At 60.8% G+C, this 15,677-nt stretch carries 15 protein-coding genes and 3 pseudogenes; 12 read left to right on the top strand and 6 right to left on the bottom strand.

What is annotated here, in order from left to right:
- Position 1: 1 nt before the first annotated feature.
- The 4 genes from PH551_RS19260 to PH551_RS19245 all read left to right on the top strand — a co-directional run bounded on the left by PH551_RS19260 (position 2) and on the right by PH551_RS19245 (position 2,895).
- Positions 2–787, top strand: coding sequence for a transporter substrate-binding domain-containing protein (locus PH551_RS19260; protein ID WP_285194432.1), 786 nt, complete (start codon positions 2–4; stop codon positions 785–787).
- Between the two features lie 77 nt (positions 788–864).
- Complete coding sequence (locus PH551_RS19255; RefSeq protein WP_085781600.1) at positions 865–1,536, top strand: amino acid ABC transporter permease; 672 nt, start codon at positions 865–867, stop codon at positions 1,534–1,536.
- A complete protein-coding gene (locus tag PH551_RS19250; RefSeq protein ID WP_285194431.1) occupies positions 1,533–2,192 on the top strand; it encodes an amino acid ABC transporter permease in 660 nt (219 codons plus the stop codon). The genes PH551_RS19255 and PH551_RS19250 overlap by 4 nt, the downstream gene beginning before the upstream one ends.
- Entirely contained in the window at positions 2,170–2,895 is a 726-nt protein-coding gene (locus PH551_RS19245) for an amino acid ABC transporter ATP-binding protein (protein WP_285194430.1), read from the top strand. The genes PH551_RS19250 and PH551_RS19245 overlap by 23 nt, the downstream gene beginning before the upstream one ends.
- A 242-nt stretch (positions 2,896–3,137) precedes the next feature.
- On the opposite strand, the pseudogene PH551_RS19240 reads toward PH551_RS19245, so the two are convergent.
- A pseudogene (locus PH551_RS19240) lies at positions 3,138–3,432 on the bottom strand (PspA/IM30 family protein); the annotation flags it as partial.
- Between PH551_RS19240 and PH551_RS19235 the strand changes: the two are divergent.
- Positions 3,426–3,653, top strand: a pseudogene (locus PH551_RS19235) (glutathionylspermidine synthase family protein); the annotation flags it as partial. The pseudogenes PH551_RS19240 and PH551_RS19235 overlap by 7 nt on opposite strands.
- 50 nt (positions 3,654–3,703) lie before the next feature.
- Here the strand turns inward: PH551_RS19235 and PH551_RS19230 are convergent.
- The 4 genes and pseudogenes from PH551_RS19230 to PH551_RS19215 all read right to left on the bottom strand — a co-directional run bounded on the left by PH551_RS19230 (position 3,704) and on the right by PH551_RS19215 (position 5,246).
- Positions 3,704–4,036: a type II toxin-antitoxin system RelE/ParE family toxin gene (locus tag PH551_RS19230; RefSeq protein ID WP_285194429.1), complete on the bottom strand. Its 333-nt coding sequence runs from the start codon at positions 4,034–4,036 to the stop codon at positions 3,704–3,706.
- Complete coding sequence (locus PH551_RS19225; protein WP_285194428.1) at positions 4,033–4,272, bottom strand: type II toxin-antitoxin system ParD family antitoxin; 240 nt, start codon at positions 4,270–4,272, stop codon at positions 4,033–4,035. The genes PH551_RS19230 and PH551_RS19225 overlap by 4 nt, the downstream gene beginning before the upstream one ends.
- Before the next feature lie 127 nt (positions 4,273–4,399).
- Positions 4,400–4,743, bottom strand: a pseudogene (locus PH551_RS19220) (PfkB family carbohydrate kinase); the annotation flags it as partial.
- 50 nt (positions 4,744–4,793) lie between these two features.
- Positions 4,794–5,246, bottom strand: coding sequence for a helix-turn-helix domain-containing protein (locus tag PH551_RS19215; protein ID WP_097599584.1), 453 nt, complete (start codon positions 5,244–5,246; stop codon positions 4,794–4,796).
- A 344-nt stretch (positions 5,247–5,590) separates the two neighbouring features.
- On the opposite strand from PH551_RS19215, the gene PH551_RS19210 reads away from it, so the two are divergent.
- The 5 genes from PH551_RS19210 (at position 5,591) to scpA (ending at position 11,987) form a co-directional block, all read left to right on the top strand.
- Positions 5,591–6,793: an MFS transporter gene (locus PH551_RS19210; protein ID WP_285194425.1), complete on the top strand. Its 1,203-nt coding sequence runs from the start codon at positions 5,591–5,593 to the stop codon at positions 6,791–6,793.
- Between the two features lie 291 nt (positions 6,794–7,084).
- Positions 7,085–7,924 (top strand): MetQ/NlpA family lipoprotein, encoded by an 840-nt coding sequence (locus PH551_RS19205; protein WP_285194424.1) that lies wholly within the window; start codon positions 7,085–7,087, stop codon positions 7,922–7,924.
- An 88-nt stretch (positions 7,925–8,012) separates the two neighbouring features.
- Positions 8,013–9,098 carry a methionine ABC transporter ATP-binding protein gene (locus PH551_RS19200; RefSeq protein ID WP_285194422.1) on the top strand — a complete coding sequence of 362 codons (1,086 nt, stop codon included), beginning with the start codon at positions 8,013–8,015 and terminating at the stop codon, positions 9,096–9,098.
- A complete protein-coding gene (locus PH551_RS19195) occupies positions 9,079–9,732 on the top strand; it encodes a methionine ABC transporter permease (protein WP_085781585.1) in 654 nt (217 codons plus the stop codon). The genes PH551_RS19200 and PH551_RS19195 overlap by 20 nt, the downstream gene beginning before the upstream one ends.
- A gap of 116 nt (positions 9,733–9,848) precedes the next feature.
- On the top strand, positions 9,849–11,987 hold the full coding sequence (scpA, locus tag PH551_RS19190; protein ID WP_285194421.1) for a methylmalonyl-CoA mutase: 2,139 nt from the start codon (positions 9,849–9,851) through the stop codon (positions 11,985–11,987).
- Between the two features lie 45 nt (positions 11,988–12,032).
- On the opposite strand, the gene PH551_RS19185 is transcribed toward scpA, so the two are convergent.
- Positions 12,033–13,193: a fumarylacetoacetate hydrolase family protein gene (locus PH551_RS19185; protein ID WP_085781584.1), complete on the bottom strand. Its 1,161-nt coding sequence runs from the start codon at positions 13,191–13,193 to the stop codon at positions 12,033–12,035.
- Positions 13,194–13,560: 367 nt separating this feature from the next.
- Between PH551_RS19185 and PH551_RS19180 the strand changes: the two genes are divergently transcribed.
- The gene (locus tag PH551_RS19180) at positions 13,561–14,571 is read left to right on the top strand and encodes a Gfo/Idh/MocA family protein (RefSeq protein ID WP_285194420.1); all 1,011 of its coding nucleotides are present in this window, start codon (positions 13,561–13,563) and stop codon (positions 14,569–14,571) included.
- A 10-nt stretch (positions 14,572–14,581) separates the two neighbouring features.
- A complete protein-coding gene (locus PH551_RS19175) occupies positions 14,582–15,676 on the top strand; it encodes a Gfo/Idh/MocA family protein (protein WP_285194419.1) in 1,095 nt (364 codons plus the stop codon).
- The last annotated feature ends 1 nt before the right edge of the window (position 15,677 follow it).

Raw genomic sequence — 15,677 nt, 5'->3', positions numbered from 1 at the left:
CATGCTGACAAGACGGATCTTCTTCGCAATCGCGGCTCTCGCCGCGTCCTTCAGCTTCACCTCGCCGTCTCACGCCGATGCTCTCGCCGACATCACGGCGCGCGGTACGCTGCGCGTCGCAGTCCCGCAGGATTTCCCACCTTTCGGCAGCGTCGGCACCGATATGGCGCCGATGGGCTACGATATCGACATGGCCAACCTTATTGCCGAAAAGCTGGGCGTCAAAGCCGAGCTCGTTCCGGTTACGAGCGCCAACCGCGTCCCCTATCTGCAGACGAACAAGGTCGATCTTGTGATATCGAGCCTCGGCAAGAATCCGGAGCGCGAAAAGGTGATCGATTTCTCGGTCGCCTACGCGCCCTTCTTCAACGGCGTCTTCGGGCCGGCCGATCTTTCGGTCGCCAAGGCGGAGGATCTCGCGGGCAAGAGCATCGGCGTCACGCGCGGCGCCGTGGAGGATCTCGAGCTGACGAAGATCGCGCCGGCCGACGCAACGATCAAGCGTTACGAGGACAATAACGGCACCATCTCGGCCTTCCTCTCCGGCCAGGTCGACATCATTGCCACCGGCAATGTCGTGGCGGCTGCCATCCTCGCCAAAAATCCTCCCAAGCGCCCCGAGCTGAAGTTCCTCATCAAGAACTCGCCCTGCTACATCGGTCTCAACAAGGAACAGTCCGCGCTTCTGGAGAAGGTGAACGGCATCGTCGCCGCCGCCAAAGCCGATGGCAGCTTGAATGCCATTTCGCAAAAGTGGCTCGGCGCCGATCTGCCGTCCGATCTTTAAGGAAATCCGGGTCTCGCCCATGTCATCCCGCCTCCGCGGGATGACATGCGCTCCGTCACCGCAAGAGGGGACATTGCTTGAGTTACCATTTCGAATTCGGCTGGCTGCTTGAATATTACCCCCAGATCATTAAGGGCATACTGATCACCCTGGAGCTTATCGCGATTGGCGGTGTGCTCGGCATTTCGCTCGGCATCGTCTGCGCCTGGGTGCGGGCGCTCGGCCCGGTCTGGCTGAAGCCGGTCGTCGCGGCCTATGTCGAACTGATCCGCAACACCCCATTCCTGATCCAGCTTTTCTTCATCTTTTTCGGTCTGCCATCGCTCGGCCTCCAGCTCTCCGAATTGACGGCCGCTAATCTCGCAATGGTCGTCAACCTCGGCGCCTATAGCTGCGAGATCATTCGCGCGGGCATCCAAGCAACGCCGAAAGGCCAGTTCGAGGCGGGCGAGAGCCTCGCCATGACGCGCTTCGAGACCTTCCGCCATGTCGTGCTCGTGCCGTCGCTGCAGCGCATCTGGCCGGCACTATCGTCGCAAGTGGTCATCGTCATGCTCGGCTCAGCGGTCGTATCGCAGATCGCCGCCGAGGATCTGACTTTCGCCGCGAATTTCATCCAATCGCGAACCTTCCGAGCCTTCGAGGCTTACATCGTCTCGACATCAATCTATCTCGCGCTGGCAATCCTGCTCCGGCAGGTACTGGGCCTGGTTGGCTGGTTCATCTTCCCGAGGAGAGCAGTGCGATGATCACCTTCACGCTTTGGGACATCCTGCGCAACCTGCTGCTCGCCACTCGCTGGACCATTCTTCTATCGCTCGTCTCGTTCTTCGGCGGCAGCGTGGTCGGCCTCGGCCTGCTATTCCTGCGCATCAGCAGGCGCAAGGCCGGTCGGGCATTTGCGAAATATTATATCGAGCTCTTCCAGGGTACGCCGCTGCTGATGCAACTCTTCATCGCCTTTTTCGGTCTCGGGCTCTTCGGAATAGACGTCCCGGCCTGGCTGGCGGCAGGACTGGCGCTGATCCTATGGAGCGCCGCCTTTCTCACCGAGATCTGGCGAGGCTGCGTCGAAGCGGTTGCGAAGGGGCAATGGGAAGCCTCCGCCAGCCTCGGCATGGGGCGTCTGCAGCAGATGCGCTACGTCATCCTTCCGCAGGCGCTGAGGATCGCCATACCGCCGACCGTCGGTTTCTCCGTTCAGATCATCAAGGGCACGGCGCTGACCTCGATCATCGGTTTCGTCGAATTGTCGAAGGCCGGCACCGTGGTCACCAACGCCACCTTCGAGCCCTTCACCGTCTATGGGCTCGTCGCGCTCATCTATTTCGCCCTTTGCTGGCCCTTGTCGAAAAGCAGCCAGATCCTGGAGAGGAAGCTCAATGTCGCTCATCGAAATCACTGACGTCCGCAAGAGCTACGGATCCAACGAGGTGCTGAAAGGCATTAACCTGAATGTCGAACCTGGCGAGGTCATTGCCATTATCGGCAAGAGCGGTTCGGGCAAATCGACCCTGCTTCGCTGCATCAATGGTCTTGAGACCATTACCAGCGGTTCCATCTCAGTGGCCGGCGCACAGCTCATCGATGACGAAGTCCATTTAAAGGCGCTGCGCCTGAAGGTCGGCATGATCTTTCAGCAATTCAATCTCTTCCCGCATCTGACTGCCGGCGGCAACGTCGTGCTGTCGCAGGCGGTGGTCAAAAAGACACCCAAGGCCGAAGCCGAGGCCACCGCCCGCAAGATGCTGGAGCGTGTGGGGCTGGGTCACAGGTTCGACGCCTATCCTGACGAGCTCTCGGGCGGACAACAGCAGCGCGTCGCCATCGCCCGCGCGCTCGCCATGCAGCCGACCGCCCTTCTTTGCGATGAGATCACCTCGGCGCTCGATCCGGAACTGGTCGCCGAAGTTCTGGCCGTCGTGCGCGAACTTGCCGCCGAGGGAATGACGCTGCTGATGGTCACGCACGAGATGCGGTTCGCCTGCGACGTCTGCAGTCGCGTCGTCTTTATGCATCAGGGCCGAGTCCATGAAGCAGGCCGGCCGGAGGACGTCTTCGCCAATCCGCAGACTGCTGAGTTAAAGCAGTTCCTCGGAGTCAGCTAAGTTTACGCAGTGGGATTTCGCCACATGCCGGCGCATGAATGGCCTGATCGAGTGTCGCAGGAACAGTCCGGTGGCCCAGCCTGAGACCAGCTAGGCCGAGCTGGTCGCTGTGAACAAGCTCGATCGGGCAGAGGGAGTGCCCGGATCTGAGATCCGGACGTTCCTGGGACAGCGTGGTGACTTTCCGCGTGCGGCCTCCGTCTTCAGGAATAAATCCGCCGACAGGGCCGCGGCTCCGGATATTATCGGTCCTTGTTACCGGGGGGCGGGGGGAGCAAGACGGGCTCGGCCGAGTGCTTTGGTGCCATCAGCTGTGCAAGGATGTCGTCGGCCGATTCACTTGAACCGCCAATGCCGGCCTCGCGCAAGCTGACGATCGAGATCGCTGCCGTTTTCCAGCGCGGCCAGTTCCGCGCCGGCCTCAATGCGCCCGGCCGTCATTTCCTGGCGCTTTTTGATGCGTTCGAGACTTTGGACGGCGCTGCCGAGACGGGTATTGATGCCCGACTGGTTATGGGCAATCGCCGACTGAGCGCGAGAACGTCACGATTTTTCGAGATGGGCGGGAAGCGTTTTCCGCACCGGGCGATTACGGCGACGAAGGTTTTGTCATACAGGCTTATACCCCGCTTTTCGAAAGCGATAACGGCTTTGCTGTGCTCGGCAGTTGGGTTGCCGGTGATCGCGCCTGCGGTCTTGCCGTTCGCGAAGACCGCTCGCGCATAACGGCCAATCTATCCCGTTTCGTGCCGTTATAATGGAATAGCATTTTACTCCCGCTTAGCGTGTAACAATCAAATACGCCGAGCTAATCCGATGCTCCTAAATCCTGCAGCCACGCTGGAATATCCTGCTGGACGTGCAGAACCCGCCACACGTCGACGTGGTCGGCTCGTTCAAGATAGAAGATCATATAAGGAAAACCCTTCAGCGTCGTACAGCGCAGATTGGGCAGACCGAGTTCATATGAGTAGCGCAGTGAACCCGATGCAGGATGCTCTGCGATCAAAGTATAGGTCGATTCCAGTGCATCGATGAAGCCTACCGCTATCTGCGCTCCTGTCATGCGAGCGTAATAGTCCACGGCATTCTCGACATCCCCGCGAGCCGACTGGCGGGGGACGACCGGTTTTGCGGTCACTTGGAGCTTTTTTTCGTTGCGCGCTCGCGCAAGCTATCGAAATAGCTGGCATCGATGGGCTCGGTGGTCTCGGACGACGCACCCTCTAGCAGAAGATTGCGCAACTGCTGCCGATCCCTGTCGCGACGGATGAGTTCGCGCACATACTCACTGCTCGTGCCATATCCTCGACCGGCGACCTGCTGGTCGACGAAGTGCTTCAAATTGTCCGGCAGCGAGATATTCATAGTGCTCATGGGACCAGGATAGCGAGCATGGCAAAATTTGACAAGGCTTGGCCTTCGTACAGCGGAGGCGCATCTCGCGGTCGGCGAGGACACGACGTCCGGCCTCACCTAATGAACTCGACATCGCTCGCTTCCAAACGCGGACGTTCCAATCCCGTAGAGCATCGCACGCCTCGGCCCGCGTGGGTGCGCCGATGCGTCCGCCGAATACCTGGCATTTGAGAGCCGCGGCGATGGATGACAATCGCATCGTCTCTTCGATCGGCATGCCTTCTGCGATTGCCAGCACGAAAGCGCCTTGGAAGATGTCGCCTGTCGCAAGCGTGTCGGTCGCTCTCACCTTCGGAGCGGCAAGGTGACGGATGTCGCCGCTTGGGTCGTCGAACCACAGGGAGCCATTTTCGCCAGCCGTAACGCTGATGAAGGAATGTTCGAATTTCCGCTTCAGCAGACAACGATCTCGACGAGATCCGCCGTTCCTTGCCAGATCACCCGAGCCCGAGTTCACAGGAGAATTGCCACTTGGCCAGCTACTCCAGAGGCGGACGGGTGATATCCGCTATCGAAGGCAAAGCCGGACCGCTTTCCGCCTGAGCCATCGCTTTCACCAATGCGATGATCGTTTCACGAATATCGGGATTGGCAATCTTCAGAAAGGCGCGGTTAAGCACCAACCCCTCTTTCGTTCGCAGGAATTCTGCGACGGGGTCGGCATTGTCCGGCAGCGTCAACCCCTGAAGGCTCAATGGCTGCGACTCGTTCTGCTCGAAGAAGAAGCTCGGAGAGGTGTGAAGCACTTCGGCGATTCGCTGCAAACGGCTCGCACCAATGCGGTTGATGCCCTTCTCGTATTTCTGAACCTGCTGAAAAGTCACGCCGATCTGGTCGGCGAGCCGCTCCTGGCTCATTCCAAGCAGCTGCCGGCGTGTTCTGATGCGCGCGCCGACGTAACTGTCTATGGCATTCGGTGTCTTGACATTCATCGCGTGTTTTCAGCCTCGATCGGATTTCAATCGGCGCAGCTGTAGTACCCCTGTAAGCAGTTTTCCACGGTTGTTTTCATATAGTATAGCATGCATGCGATGATCTCGGCTGACTGTGATATGAAAACCCGCGTCCAACACACGGCCAGCGACGCAAGAGCCGGTCGGGCATAGGCAAATCAAACAAAAGCCGTACCGATCCTGGCCAAACCGGGCTGGTGATCGTTGCCCGGCCTGCGGTAAATATCTTTCAGCGACCGTCGCTCGACAGTCTTGCCAGCCCCGATCGCCCAATCCATCGAAAACGACGCGGCACTGATCGTGCCTGTGCAGGAGGGATATTGATGGCAACCGTTGCCGAGCGCGCGCCCTGTTTCGAAAAGACGACGATGTCCATTCTGATGGCCGTCAGCTTCTGCCACATGCTGAACGACATCATGCAGTCACTGCTCGCCTCGCTCTATCCATTGTTCAAGGCGAATTACGATCTCGATTTTGTCCAGATCGGCCTCCTGACCATGACGTTCCAGGTCACGGCGTCTCTGCTGCAGCCGGCGGTCGGCATCGTCACCGATCGCTGGCCGATGCCCTATTCGCTGCCGGTCGGCATGGCGAGTACCTTTTGCGGCCTCATCCTGCTCGGCAATGCCGGCAATTTCGCGCTGCTGCTGGTCGCGGCAAGCCTGATCGGTTTTGGCTCGGCGGTCTTCCATCCGGAATCCTCGCGTGTTGCCCGTCTTGCCTCCGGCGGCCGCCACGGTTTCGCGCAGTCCTTTTTCCAGGTCGGCGGCAATGCCGGCCAGGCGATCGGCCCGCTGCTCGCCGCCTTCATCGTGCTGCCGCTCGGGCAACACAGCGTCTCCTGGTTTGCCGCCATCGCCATGATCGGCATGGTCGTGCTGAGCTGGGTGGGCAGCTGGTATATGAGCCACAGGCGTCAAAACGCCAGCAAACCGGCTGTCAGCCGAACTCTGCCGCTGCCGCAGAACCGGGTCATCTGGGCGCTGCTGATCCTCGTGCTGCTGACGGCGACGAAGAATGTCTACATGGCGAGCGTGTCGAGCTACTTCACCTTCTATGTCATCGACAGGTTCGAACTCAGCGTGCAGCAGGCGCAGCTGATGCTTTTCCTGTTTCTCGGCTCGGTCGCCGTCGGCACGTTCCTCGGCGGACCGATCGGCGATCGTTTCGGCGCCCGTTTCGTCATCTGGTTTTCGATCCTCGGCGTCATTCCCTTCGCGTTGCTGCTGCCCTATGCCGATCTTTTCTGGACAGGCGTGCTCAGCATCGTCATCGGCCTGGTGTTCGCGTCGGCCTTTTCAGCGATCGTCGTCTTCGCGCAGGAACTGGTGCCCGGCCGCGTCGGGCTGATTGCCGGAGTCTTCTTCGGCTTTGCATTCGGGGCAGGGGGGCTAGGGGCTGCGCTGCTCGGCGATTTTGCCGACACTCACGGCATTGCCTTCGTCTACCGCATCTGCTCCTACCTGCCGCTGCTCGGCCTGCTGACCGTCTTCCTGCCGCGCATTCCGAAACACACGCGGGCCTGAGGCCATCCTCGACGTCGCGATTGGCATATCGAGCTCCGGAAGTGGCTCGTCCTTTGGCCGCCGTGGATGGAAGGCGACCGGAGGCGCGTTTTCCTTCTTTAGAATCTGCTCACAAGCCGCAATTAATCCATAAATTTGATGGAAAATTTATGCTGCCAGTATTGATGGCACGGCAAGAGTTTTTCCGACCCTTCCTGGACATCAGACATTCTTGCTTCGCCCGCGATCCAGCCTTTTGACATGATCAGCCGGCTCGGGGCGCTCGGCCTCACCAGTCAGACGGGATATAAAATGACCAAGAACAAAAATCTTCACGGCCTCAATTTTTCGCGCCGCGCGGCTCTTGCGGCCGCCGCTGTTTCCGCAGCTGCCCTTTTAATCTTTGCCGCACCGGCACCTTCCTTTGCCGACGACAAGTCGATCAAGGTCGGAATCATGGCCGGCGAGGATGAGGATGTATGGCGGGTGGTGACCAGCGAAGCCGCCAAAAAGGGCCTCAAGATCGAGACCGTCATCTTCAACGACTACACTCAGCCGAACGAAGCGCTGGAGCGCGGCGAGATCGACGCCAATGCCTTCCAGCACAAGCCCTATCTAGACAACCAGGTTCAGCAGCACGGCTATCACATCGTCCCCGTCGGCTACACTGGCGTCTGGCCGATCGGCCTTTATAGCAAGAAACACAAGGCCGTCGCCGAGATCCCCGAAGGCGCCGTCATCGGCGTGCCGAACGATCCCTCGAACGAAGGTCGGGCGCTGCGGGTTCTCCAGAATGAAGGCCTGATCAAGCTGAAGGACGGCACCGGCATTCTCGCAACTGTCGCCGACGTCACCGACAATTCGAAGAAAATCGAGATCAAGGAACTCGATGCCGGCATCGTCGGCCGTTCGATCGACGATCTCGACGCCGGCGTCGTCAACACCGACTGGGCGCTGAAGAGCGGACTTTCTCCGGCCGAGCGTATCGCGCAGGAGCCGATCGCCGACAACCCCTACCGCAACTTCATCGCCGTCAAGGAAGAGAACAAGGATGCGGACTGGGTCAAAACGCTGGTATCTTCCTACCAGAACGACACCGTCAAAGCCGAGTTCGACAAGGTATACAAGGGGACAGGTCTCAGCGCCTATTGATCCGAAACTGGGCCGCGGTTAAGGCCGGCCGAAAGGCGGCCCGGGCGTTCCTGCCGGGGCCGCCTTCAATATTTGCAGGGATAAGTACATGAACTCCGTTGTTTCAAGGGCGGCGATCGAGCCGCGGCCGCAGGCGGCAGCCGAAGAGGTGGTGAGGCTTATCGACGTGAAGCGTCGGTTCGGGACCACGCCGGCACTTGACGGTATTTCACTGAGCGTGATGAGGGGCGAGATCCTCGGCATTATCGGCCGTAGCGGCGCCGGCAAGTCGACGCTGATCCGCTGCCTGAACGGGCTGGAACGCGCCGACAGCGGCGAAATCCGCATCGACGGCCGCGATATAACCGGGCTTCAAGAGCAGGAACTGCAGCCGCTGCGCCGCCGCATCGGCATGATCTTTCAGCACTTCAACCTGCTTTCGGCCAAAACGGTGGAGGACAACGTTGCCCTGCCGCTGAAGATCGAGGGTATTGCCAAGGCCGAGCGCCTGAAGCGCGCCCATGAACTTCTCGAGCTCGTCGGTCTTGCCGACAAGGCGCAAGCCTATCCCGCCTCGCTCTCCGGTGGGCAGAAACAACGCGTCGGCATCGCCCGGGCGCTGGCGGCGCGCCCGGCGCTACTTCTCTCGGACGAGGCGACATCGGCCCTCGACCCTGAGACAACACGATCGATCCTGACCCTGCTCAAGGATATCAATCGTAAGCTCGGACTGACCATTCTCCTGATCACGCATGAGATGGAAGTGGTGCGCGGCATTGCCGATCGCGTTGCGGTCATCGATGCCGGACGGATCGTCGAGGAGGGCCAGGTCTGGTCGGTCTTCGCCAATCCGCAAACTGACATCACCAGGAGCTTGCTTGGCGGCATCCGCCCGCAACTTCCCGATCACATTCTCGGCCGGCTGTCGACGACGACGGGCAGTGAAGTGATCCTCAGTGTCGATCTTGCCGGGCCGCAAGCGCAGGGGGCGCTGTTTGCCGAACTCTCCGCGGCTCTGCCGCATTCCTTCCGCCTCGTCCATGGCGGCATCGACCATATCCAGAACCAGCCGGTGGCGCGGTTCTTCATCGCCGTTCCCGCGCGCGACCCAGCGCTTGCCGGAAAGGTCGAACAATTCCTGACGGCCCGGTCCGCCCGGGTGGAGGTGCTTGGCTATGACACCGATCATGCTTGAACTGCTTCTTCGCTCGCTTTGGGAGACGGTCCTGATGACAGTCGCCTCGGGGGTGATTTCGCTCGTCGCAGGTCTGCCGCTCGGCCTTGCCCTCGTCGTCACGGCGCGCGGCGGCATCGCCGAAAATCTCTGGATCAACCGCGTGCTCGGTGCCGCCATCAACGGCTTCCGCTCGGTGCCATTCATCATCCTGCTGGTGGCGCTGATCCCGCTGACGCGGCTGATCGTCGGTACCGCGCTCGGCACCGGGGCGGCCATCGTGCCGCTCGCCATCGCCGCGACACCCTACTATGCGCGCATCGCAGAGGTGTCGTTGCGAGAGGTCGACCGCGGGCTGATCGATGCCGTGCGCGCCATGGGCGGCAATCGCTGGACCATCATTCGCGAGGTGCTGGTGCCTGAAGCGCTGCCGGGCATCGTCGCCGGCTTCACCGTCACCCTGGTGACGCTGATCGGCGCCTCGGCCATGGCGGGCGCGATCGGCGCCGGCGGCCTCGGCGACCTTGCCATTCGCTATGGCTATCAGCGCTTCGAAACCAATGTCATGATCGCAGTGGTCGCTGTCCTCGTCATACTCGTCTGCGGCATCCAGTGGCTCGGCGACCGACTAATCGCCAAGCTCGACCACAGATAGGTCATAGTCGGAGGCTTGCGGCGGGTGAATGGCGTGCTGTGTTAATTGTCCTAAGGCTGTATCGCGTGATCCACCTGTGAAGTGATAAGGTGGCGATGAAGCAGCCGGAGGAACGCATGACGAAGAAGACGCTGTCGGATTGGGCGGAGCTTGCGCAGAAGGAGCTGCGCGCCTCACCCGAAACCCTGACCTGGCACACGCCGGAAGGCATCGCTGTCAAGCCGCTCTATACCGCTGAGGACCTCGAAGGCGCCGCGCATCTCGGCTCGCTGCCCGGTTTTGCGCCCTTTACCCGCGGACCGCGCGCGACGATGTATGCCGGCCGGCCATGGACCATTCGCCAATATGCCGGCTTCTCCACAGCAGAGGAATCGAACGCCTTTTATCGCCGCAATCTCGCTGCCGGCCAGAAGGGCCTGTCGGTCGCCTTCGATCTTGCCACCCATCGCGGTTATGACAGCGACCACCCTCGCGTCGAGGGCGATGTCGGCAAGGCGGGCGTCGCGATCGACAGCGTAGAGGACATGAAAATCCTGTTCGACGGCATTCCGCTTGGTGACATGTCGGTCTCAATGACCATGAACGGCGCCGTTATTCCGATCCTCGCTTCCTTCATCGTCGCCGGCGAAGAGCAGGGCGTGCCGAGGGCCGAGCTGTCGGGAACCATTCAGAACGACATCCTCAAGGAGTTCATGGTCCGCAACACCTATATCTATCCGCCAGAACCTTCGATGCGGATCGTTGCCGACATAATCGACTATACGGCAAGGGAGATGCCGAAATTCAACTCGATCTCGATCTCCGGCTATCACATGCAGGAGGCCGGCGCGACGCTGGTCCAGGAGCTTGCCTTCACGCTGGCCGACGGCCGCGAATATGTCAGGGCGGCAATTGCCAAGGGTCTCAACGTCGATGATTTCGCCGGAAGACTCTCCTTCTTCTTTGCGATCGGCATGAACTTCTTCATGGAGGCGGCGAAGCTGCGCGCCGCCCGGCTGCTCTGGACCCGCATCATGGAGGAGTTCCGGCCGAAGAAGGCATCCTCGCTGATGCTTCGCACCCATTGCCAGACCTCCGGCGTTTCATTGCAGGAGCAGGATCCCTACAACAACATCATCCGCACTGCCTTCGAGGCGATGTCGGCCGTGCTCGGCGGCACGCAGTCGCTGCACACCAACTCCTTCGACGAGGCGATTGCGCTGCCGACGGAATTCTCCGCCCGCATCGCCCGCAACACCCAGCTAATCCTCCAGCATGAAACCGGAGTGACCAAGGTGGTCGATCCGCTGGCGGGCTCCTATTATGTCGAGAGCCTGACGAAGGAACTCGCCGACAAGGCCTGGGCTCTAATCGAGGAGGTGGAAGCGCTTGGCGGCATGACGAAGGCTGTCAACGACGGTTTGCCGAAGCGGCTGATCGAGGAAGCGGCGGCGCGCCGCCAGGCCGCCGTCGACAAGGGCGAGGAGGTCATCGTCGGGGTTAACCGCTACAGGCTCGACAACGAACAGCCGATCGACATTTTGGAGATCGACAACAGCAAAGTGCGCAACGCGCAGATCCGCCGCATCGAGGAGACGAAGCGGCGGCGCGATAGCAGTGCCGTGCGCGAAACGCTGGCCGCTCTGGCAGAAACCGCACGCAGCGGCAAGGGCAATCTGCTGGCGGCCGCCATCGAGGCGGCGCGGGCCCGCGCCACTGTCGGCGAGATATCGGATGCGATGCGCGCTGCCTTTGGTGATCATGCCGCGACACCTGATGTCATCAGGGGAGTCTATGGCGAAGCCTATGACAATGAGCCGGAACTTGCCGTCCTGAGGGAGCGTATGGCAGGGGTGACGGAAGCGATGGGGTACCGGCCGAAAATCATGGTCGCCAAGCTTGGTCAGGACGGGCACGACCGGGGCGCTAAAGTGATCGCCTCGGCCTTCGGCGACATCGGCTTCGACGTGCTCGCCGGTCCGCTGTTTCAGACGCCTGACGAGGCTGTCGAGTTGGCGCTTGATCGAAAGGTCAATGTCGTCGGCGTCTCGTCGCTCGCCGCGGGCCACAGGACGCTGCTGCCGCAGTTGGTCGAGAGGCTCAGGGAAAAGGGTGGCGACGATGTCATCGTCGTCTGCGGCGGCGTCATCCCACGACAGGACTATGAATTCCTTCATGAACACGGCGTTGCGGCCGTGTTCGGCCCGGGCACGAACGTTCTGGAAGCGGCAAACTCCGTTCTCGACCTGCTAGAGGGCAAACGGCGAAACCAGTAGTTCATAAAATCTGCGCAGCCGGAGGCAAACCGCTGCGCACTTTGCTTAGAGCAACCCGCGCGTCGCAAGGTTGCGCATCAGCGCCGATATGCCGAAGGTCCACGGCGGGCATTCGGTGGAGAGGCGCACGGTATTGACGAGCGTGCCGAGCCCGGCCGAGGAAATCTCGACGACATCGCCGATCTTGTGCGTGAAGCCTTGCTTCGGCGCATCACGGTCCTGCGTTGGCGCAAACAGCGTTCCGAGAAAGAGCATGAAACCATCGGGGTATTGATGATGAGGGCCAAGCGTCTGTTTGACGAGATCGGTCGGGTCGCGGCTGATCTGTGACATCGAGCTTTTCCCATGCATCACGAAGCCGTCCTGACCCGTTACCTTCAGATCGAGTTCGGCCTTGCGCACGTCATCCAGTCCATACCCGTCATCAAACAGACGGACGAAAGGTCCGATCGAGCAGGAGGCGTTGTTGTCCTTGGCCTTGCCGAGCAGGAGCGCCGAGCGCCCTTCGACATCGCGAAGGTTGACGTCATTGCCGAGCGTCGCACCCTTGATTTCACCGCGGCTGTTGACCGCGAGCACGATTTCCGGCTCCGGATTGTTCCATGTCGAGATCGGATGCAGGCCGACATCGGCACCCCAGCCGACCGAAGAGAGCACCGGCGCCTTGGTGAAGACCTCGGCATCGGGGCCGATGCCGACCTCAAGATATTGCGACCACATGCCCTCGTCGATCAGCGCTTGCTTGACCTTGGCGGCCTCGGGCGAGCCGGCCTTGAGGTTGGTGAGACTGCCGCCGATCAGCGCGCTGACGCGCTCACGGATCGAGGCGGCACGATCGGGATTGCCGGCCGCCTTCTCCTCGATGACGCGTTCGATCATCGACTGGGCAAAGGTGACGCCGCAGGCCTTGACCGCCTGCAGGTCGGCGGGCGCTAAGAGGTAGGGTCGTCCGGCATCCGGCTTTCCGGTGCTGTTGGCGGCAATCTCCTCCAGAGGACCGATCTCCTTGCCACTTGCGGCTCGGACGAAGCCCGCGGCATTCTGGCTCTCGACCAGGGCGCTCAGCGTCGGCGCCTCGTGCGAGGTGATGTCGATGAGCATTCCGTCACGAAGCGTCACGATGCTCGGGCCGGCAACTTCGGGATTCCAGACGCGCCCGACAAAAATTCCGCCGGAAGCGGCAGCATCGAGAAGGGGATGAGACATGGTGATCCTCCGTTACAGGCAGCGCGAGCGCTCTTGAAAGAATTCCGAGATTGTTGCCGCCCTCCAGCCCGGCGGCCGGCGAAATCGATCACATTCGGCCGAGCGGAGCAAGATAGGCGGGGGAAAAAGACTTTTGCCCGATCGGATTGAAAAGCGGATCTGCTGCCTGCATCAAGTCGAATGAAGGTCACAAATAACTATTTAGATACATAATAAGCTTTATTTTTCAGATGGTTGAATACGAACACTGGCGATTTCACCCCCCAGCTTGCCTTGACAGGAGCCTGCTTTCGTTATCTGTTTTGGCCGATATGGAGGATGCCGGCACCAGCCGGCCGCACGAAAATCCCGGGAGGATATTACAGCGATGTTGAGATTTGCCGTCGTCGGAATCGACCATGGGCATACGTTCGATCACGTGAAGGGACTGCTCGCCGCAGGCGGCGAGTTCGTTGGCTATTGCCCGCAGACCTCCGTGCCGGCATTGCGGGAAGCCTTCGAGAAGACCTATCCCGATGCGCCGCAGATCGACCGGGAGAAACTGTTCGACGATCCCTCGATTGATGTCATCTGCATTTCCGCCATTCCGCGTGACCGGGCCGGACTCGCCATCCGCGCGATGAAAGCGGGCAAGGACGTGATGACCGACAAGCCGGGTGTGACGACCTTTGCCCAGCTCGAGGAGGTTAAGCGCACCGTTGCCGAGACCGGCAAGATCTTCTCCATCTGCTTTTCCGAGCGCCATTGTGTGCGCTCCGCCGTCAAGGCCGGCAAGCTGGTTAAGGAAGGTGCGATCGGCAAGGTCATTCAGACGCTCGGCGTCGGTCCGCACCGGCTGCAGCTGCCGACCCGACCCGATTGGTTCTTCGATCCGGAATATTTCGGCGGCATCATCGTCGACATCGCCTCGCACCAGGTCGATCAGTTCCTGTTCTATACCGGCTCGACCTCGGGCGAAGTCATCGCCAGCTCGATCGGTAATTTCGGCATGCCCGACAAACCCGCCTTCCAGGATTTCGGGGAGGTGCTGCTGCGCTCCGACAAGGCGGCCGGCTATATCAGAGTCGACTGGTTCACCCCGGAGGCGCTGCCGACCTGGGGCGACGGCCGTCTCACCATCCTCGGTACGGAGGGTTATATCGAGCTGCGCAAATATATCGATATCGCCGGCCGGCCGGGCAAGGATCACCTCTTCCTCGTCAACGGCAAAGAGATGACCCATATCGATTGCGGCAGCGAGAAGCTCGATTATTTCGACGCGTTCACCGCCGATGTCGCAAACCGCACGCAAACGGCGATGACGCAGGATCACGTTTTCGAAGTCTGCCGGCTTTCGCTCGAAGCCCAGACGAAAGCCGCGCGTATCGGCGCTCGCTGAGGAGGATATCATGGCCAGAAAATTACGCGTCGGCGTTATCGGCGCGGGTATTGCCGCGCGGCACCTGACGGGCTTCGGCTGGAACAAAGATCTTTTCGAGGTTCCCGTCCTTTGCTCGCTGGACGAGGATCGCGGCCGGGCGCTGTGCGACGAATTCGCCATTGCGGAATATACGCAGGATGCGGATTCGCTGTTTGCCCGGAACGATCTCGACATCATCGACATTTCGACGCCACCGAGCTCGCATTTCGAACTCTGCCGCAAGGGAATCGAATCCGGCAAGCATGTGATTTGCGAGAAGCCGCTCTTCGGCTCGATTGCCGAAGTCGATGAGATGGGCCGCATCCTCGCCCGCTTCCCGGGCAGGAAGCTGATGCCGATCTTTCAGTATCGCTACGGCTCCGGCCTGCAGAAGCTGAAACTGCTGATCGAGCAGGGCCTTGCCGGCAAGCCGTTCCTGACGACGATCGAGACCCATTGGTGGCGCGGGCCGGATTATTACGCCGTGCCGTGGCGCGGCAAATGGGCGAGCGAACTCGGCGGCGGCCTTCTCGGCCACGCGATCCATGCCCATGACATGCTGAATTATGTGCACGGTCCCTGCGCCGAAGTATTTTCCTATGGGGCGACGCTGGTCAATCCGATCGAGGTCGAGGATACGGCCGCCCTCTCGGTGAGAATGCAGAATGGCTCGCTGGCGACGCTGTCGATGACGCTCGGCTCGCGCAAGGAAATCTCACGGCTGCGTTTCTGCTTCAGCGATCTCGTCGCCGAGAGCATCCTCGAACCCTATACGATGGGCCGCGATCCCTGGGTCTTTACCGCCGGAACCGAAGAGCACCAGGCGCGGGTCGATGCGGCGCTCGCCGCCTATGTGCCGGGCGAGGATGGTTATACCCGCCAGTTCGAGCTTTTCCACAGGGCGATCGTCGAGGACACGGAACCGCCGGTGACGTTGCAGGATGCCCGCAATTCGCTGGAGCTGGTGACGGCCGCTTATTTCTCCCAGCGCACCGGCCGGCCGACGCCGATGCCGATTGCCGCCGATCATCCGCTCTATCGCTCCTGGCTCCCGGAAGAACAGCGCGGGGCTGGCGGCCTCTGAA

This window comes from Rhizobium atlanticum, from assembly GCF_030182485.1.
GTDB lineage: Bacteria > Pseudomonadota > Alphaproteobacteria > Rhizobiales > Rhizobiaceae > Rhizobium.
This window is presented reverse-complemented; position numbering and strand designations above follow the sequence as displayed.